This is a genomic window from Caulobacter sp. P1_B12_2 (genome assembly GCF_056406675.1).
The window spans coordinates 1-4169 of record NZ_JBFTZS010000410.1; the positions used below are offsets into that span (position 1 = coordinate 1).

Sequence of the window (4169 nt, forward strand, 5' to 3'; positions counted from 1 at the left end):
CCCACCTACGAGGCGCTGCTCAAGATCTTCTGGGAGAATCACGACCCGACCCAGGGCATGCGTCAGGGCGGCGACATCGGCACGCAGTACCGCTCTGGGATCTATGTCACCTCCGACGGCCAGGCCGCCGCGGCGGTGGCGTCCAAGGAGGCCTATCAGCAGGCGCTGAACGCCCAGGGTCTGGGGTCCATCACCACTGAGATCGGCGCGGCCGGCCCGTTCTACTTCGCCGAGGACTATCACCAGCAGTACCTGGCCAAGAACCCCGAGGGCTATTGCGGCATCGGCGGCACGGGGGTGGTCTGCCCGATCGGCGTCGGGGTGGAGGCATGAGTTTTAGTTCCGCTCATCCCGGCGAATGCCGAGACCCAGATGGAATAGCTTTGAGGCTGTTTCCATGAGCTCCGAGCTTTTCCAGTCAGACACACCGCTAAGGGATCTGGGTCCCGGCATTCGCCGGGATGAGCGGATCAGGGGTGGCATTTTCAGGATTGAGCCATGACCCCCGAGGCCTTCGACGCCGCCGCCCTGGCCCTGCCGGGCGCGACCATGACCATCCAGTGGGGCGACGACCACGTCTACAAGGTGGGCGGCAAGATGTTCGCCGTGCTGGGCGGCGCGGTGGGCGCGAGCGGCTTCTCGCTCAAGGCCTCGGAGGTGGCGTTCGAGGTGCTGAGCGAGACCGGCCGGGCCATCCCCGCGCCCTATCTGGCGCGCGCCAAGTGGCTGCACTTCGCCGACCTGGGCGCGCAGGACGCCGACGAGGTCGCCGACTGGCTGAAGACCGCCCATGCCCTGATCGCCGCCAAGCTGACGAAGAAGGCGAGGGCGGAGCTGGGGCTGTAGGGTCTTCTCCTCACCCGCGCAGCGGGGAGGAGAAGGAGGGTGAAGCCGCCCCGCTAAACCTGTTCGCTGTTGCTCTTGCCGGCCAGGTGCGGACCCACGACCACCGGCTGGCGTTCGAGGATCTGGCGCACCTTGCGCACGGCGGCCGAGGCCGGGCTGCGGCGCTGGCGCCAGAGCAGCAGGATCATCGCGCCGCCGGTGGCGACCGCGAAGGCGATCGGGCCCAGCAGCCAGGCCGCCGCCGCCAGGGCGAAGTAATAGCCGCGCACCCCGGCGTTGAACGCCGACAGGGCCGGATTGAGGATCGCGCCCGTCGCCTCGGCATATTCCTCGAGCACCGCGCGCGGAGCCCACATCGGCGTCGCGCCGATGGCGGCCAGGCAGTAGTTCATCTGGCGGATCGCCCAGATGAAGTCGAGCAGGCCGCGCGCCAGGGCGACCAGCACCACGCCCAGCTTGATCTGGAAGACCAGGGCCGAGGCCGGGGCCAGAACGGCCAGGCCCTCGATGGTCTTCAGCGCGGTGTCGCCGCCGAACAGCACCCCGGCCGCGGCGGCGATCAGGATCAGGTTGGACGAGGCGAAGAACGAGGCCGAATTGATCGCATGGCCCAGCAATTGGCCGTCCAGAAGGGCGATCTCGCGCACCGCCATCTCGGCCATCCACCGGCGGCGGATCACCGTCATGTCGGTGTTGATGACGTTCTTCTCGCGGCCCAGCCGCTTGAGCATCGGCTCGTAGAACAGCCAGCAGAACAGGAAGAAGGCCAGGACCACCAGATCGATGATCGGCATGGCCAGGAACTGCTGGGACAGGGCGTGGGAGAGCGTGGAGGGCATGGAACGCACTTAAGTCTGGAACGAGAGTCGGCGAAAGGGTGAGCGGTATCAATCCTCGAGGATCAGGCTGTGCTTGCCGGTGTCCCGCAGCAGCAGGGAGACGATCAGGCCCACGGCCATGATCGCCGCGAGATAGAGGTAGAACCCGCTTTCCATGCCCTCGTGCTTGAACCACAGGGCGACGTATTCCGCCGTGCCGCCGAACGCGGCGTTGCCGATGGCGTAGGGGAGGGCCACGCCCAGGGCGCGCACGTGGGTGGGGAACAGCTCGGCCTTCACCACGGCGCTGATCGAGGTGTAGCCCGACTGCACGAACAGGGCCGCGAAGATCAGGCCGAAGGCGACGGCGGGGCTGGTCGCCTTGGCGGTCAGGCTGAACACCGGCCAGGCGATCAGGGCGCCCACCCCGAAGGCGAAGACCAGCATGGTCTTGCGGCCCACCCGATCCGACGCCCAGCCGAACAGCGGCTGGATCAGCATGAAGCCGGCCAGGGTGGCCAGGTTGATCGCCCCGGCGGTGGCCTTGTCGAAGCCGGCCGTGTTGACCAGGAACTTCAGCATGTAGGTGGTGTAGGCGTAGAAGGCCAAGGAGCCGGCGGCGGTCAGGCCGATGATCGCCAGGGTCTGCTTGGGATGGCGCGAGACCAGCGGCGCGGCCAGGGCGACGTAGGTGGCGACCAGCAGCGCCACCGCCCCGTACTGGGCCGTCGCGGCGAGCGGCGCGTCGGTGAAGCTGGCGACCATGGCGCCGACGGTGGCCAGCAGCAGCAGGCTGACCCACGTCACCTGGCGGCGGCTGACCGGATCGTGGGCGACGGTGACGTTCTGGTGCGAGACGCTTTCCTCGATCCCGGTGCGGATCCAGAACACCACCACGGCCAGGGCCGCGCCCACGAAGAACGGAATGCGCCAGCCCCACTCGGCCAGGTCTTCCTTGCTCAGGGTGTTCTGCAGGATCACCAGCACCAGGGCCGCCACCAGTTGGCCCATGATCAGGGTCACGTACTGGAAGCTGGACCAGAAGCCGCGACGCTTCCTGCCGGCCAYCTCGCTCATATAGGTGGCGCTGGCGCCGTATTCGCCGCCGACCGACAGGCCTTGCAGCAGGCGGGCCAGCAGCAGGATCACGGGCGCGGCGTCGCCGATCTTGGCGTGCCCCGGACACAGGGCGATAATCAGCGAGCCGACGCACATCAGCCCCACCGCCAGGGTCAGGCCGGCCTTGCGGCCTTTACGGTCGGCGTACAGCCCCATCAGCCAGGCCCCGACAGGGCGCGCGCCGAAGCCGACCGCGAAGATGGCGGCGGTCTGCATCAACTGGGCGGTCTGATCGCCCTTGGGGAAGAAGATCTTGGCGAAATAGATCGAGAAGGCGGCGTAGGCGAACCAGTCGTACCATTCGACCAGATTGCCGGCCGAGCCGCCCAGGATGGCCCGGGTTCGGCGCCAGGCGCTCATGGGCTCGGCGGCCTGAGGCGGCGTCGCCGTCGTGGCGGTGTCGATCATCTGGCCCCCCGGGGTGTTCGTTGGGGCGGACCTTAGGCGAACATCGATCGTTGGGGGAGGGGGCTATGCGCGGTCGGGGACGCACGCGAGCGCGCGTCCCCAGCGGTTCGCGCCGCTAGATCCTGCCGATGAGGACCAGGATGATGATGATGACCAGGATCAGACCCAGGCCGCCCGACGGAAAATAGCCCCACGACCGGCTGTGGCCCCAGGTCGGCAGGGCGCCGATCAGGGCCAGGATCAGGATGATGATGAGGATCGTGCCGAGCATGTCCGTCTCCGTTGCAGCCGAGCGCTTTGCGCGTCGGGGTTAGGCGGAGGAAATGCGAGAAGTGCGGCCAAGGTTCCGTGAGCGTCAGGCCTTGGGCTTGCGAACGAGGATTGTCCGCATCCCCGCGCCGAACACGGCGCCGCCGAGGACGACCCACAGGAGGAAGGAAACGACGGCCTTGCCGACCGGGAAGCCCGCGCCGTGCAGCGCGGCCTGGACCATGGGCGCCACGCTCATCACCCCCCACATGACCAGGCCCCAGAACAGTCCCAGCGTCAGGCCGGGACGGCGTTGGAGCAGGCGGGAGAACGGACCGCGCAACGGGGTGCTGGGCGGGCGCGACGGGCCGCCGATCGGCTCGCCCTGGGCGTTGAGGTTCGCGCCGCAGCCGGCGCAGGTCCAGCCGCCCCACAGCGCCTGGTTCACCGAGTTGGGCGCGCGCAGTCCGGGGCTGGCCTCGCCGCAGGCCTGGCAATGCGAGGCCGGAGGAAGGGGCTTGCCCACCTTGCGCTTGAGAAAGCCCAGCGCGACCAGGAAGCCGATCACCAGCAGGAGCGGCGCGAAGCTCTTCAGCAGCGTCCAGGTGGTTTCGCTCACGGTGGCCCCTCAAGGCGGATGAAGCACCACCGGTAGCAGACCCGTCGCCTGGGGCAAGCGCGTGGGGCGGGGAGGGCGTCTAGCCGCCCGGGCAGTCCTCGGACTTGCGC

General features: G+C 68.5%; 6 protein-coding genes. 2 read left to right on the forward strand and 4 right to left on the reverse strand.

Translation table 11 applies throughout. From position 1 onward, the window contains the following. On the forward strand, positions 1-333 hold a 333-nt coding region (gene msrA, locus AC1DZ6_RS20310; protein WP_477098942.1), incomplete at its 5' end, for a peptide-methionine (S)-S-oxide reductase MsrA. 165 nt (positions 334-498) lie between these two features. Beyond that, the gene (locus AC1DZ6_RS20315; RefSeq protein ID WP_477098943.1) at positions 499-846 is read left to right on the forward strand and encodes an MmcQ/YjbR family DNA-binding protein; all 348 of its coding nucleotides are present in this window, start codon (positions 499-501) and stop codon (positions 844-846) included. Between the two features lie 53 nt (positions 847-899). On the opposite strand, the gene AC1DZ6_RS20320 is transcribed toward AC1DZ6_RS20315, so the two are convergent. The 4 genes from AC1DZ6_RS20320 to AC1DZ6_RS20335 form a co-directional block, all read right to left on the reverse strand. Beyond that, entirely contained in the window at positions 900-1640 is a 741-nt protein-coding gene (locus AC1DZ6_RS20320; protein ID WP_477098947.1) for a DUF599 domain-containing protein, read from the reverse strand. A 93-nt stretch (positions 1641-1733) separates the two neighbouring features. Further along, positions 1734-3191, reverse strand: coding sequence for an MFS transporter (locus AC1DZ6_RS20325; protein ID WP_477098944.1), 1458 nt, complete (start codon positions 3189-3191; stop codon positions 1734-1736). Positions 3192-3306: 115 nt separating this feature from the next. Next, entirely contained in the window at positions 3307-3462 is a 156-nt protein-coding gene (locus tag AC1DZ6_RS20330) for a DUF3309 family protein (RefSeq protein ID WP_477098945.1), read from the reverse strand. Positions 3463-3546: 84 nt separating this feature from the next. Then, positions 3547-4059, reverse strand: coding sequence for a hypothetical protein (locus tag AC1DZ6_RS20335; RefSeq protein WP_477098946.1), 513 nt, complete (start codon positions 4057-4059; stop codon positions 3547-3549). Between the last annotated feature and the right edge of the window lie 110 nt (positions 4060-4169).

Excerpts from the sequence above, each read along its gene's own strand:
- AC1DZ6_RS20315 (WP_477098943.1), top strand. The coding sequence starts at position 499 with ATGACCCCCGAGGCCTTCGACGCCGCCGCCCTGGCCCTGCCGGGCGCG.
- AC1DZ6_RS20320 (WP_477098947.1), bottom strand. The coding sequence starts at position 1,640 with ATGCCGATCATCGATCTGGTGGTCCTGGCCTTCTTCCTGTTCTGCTGG.
- AC1DZ6_RS20330 (WP_477098945.1), bottom strand. The coding sequence starts at position 3,462 with ATGCTCGGCACGATCCTCATCATCATCCTGATCCTGGCCCTGATCGGC.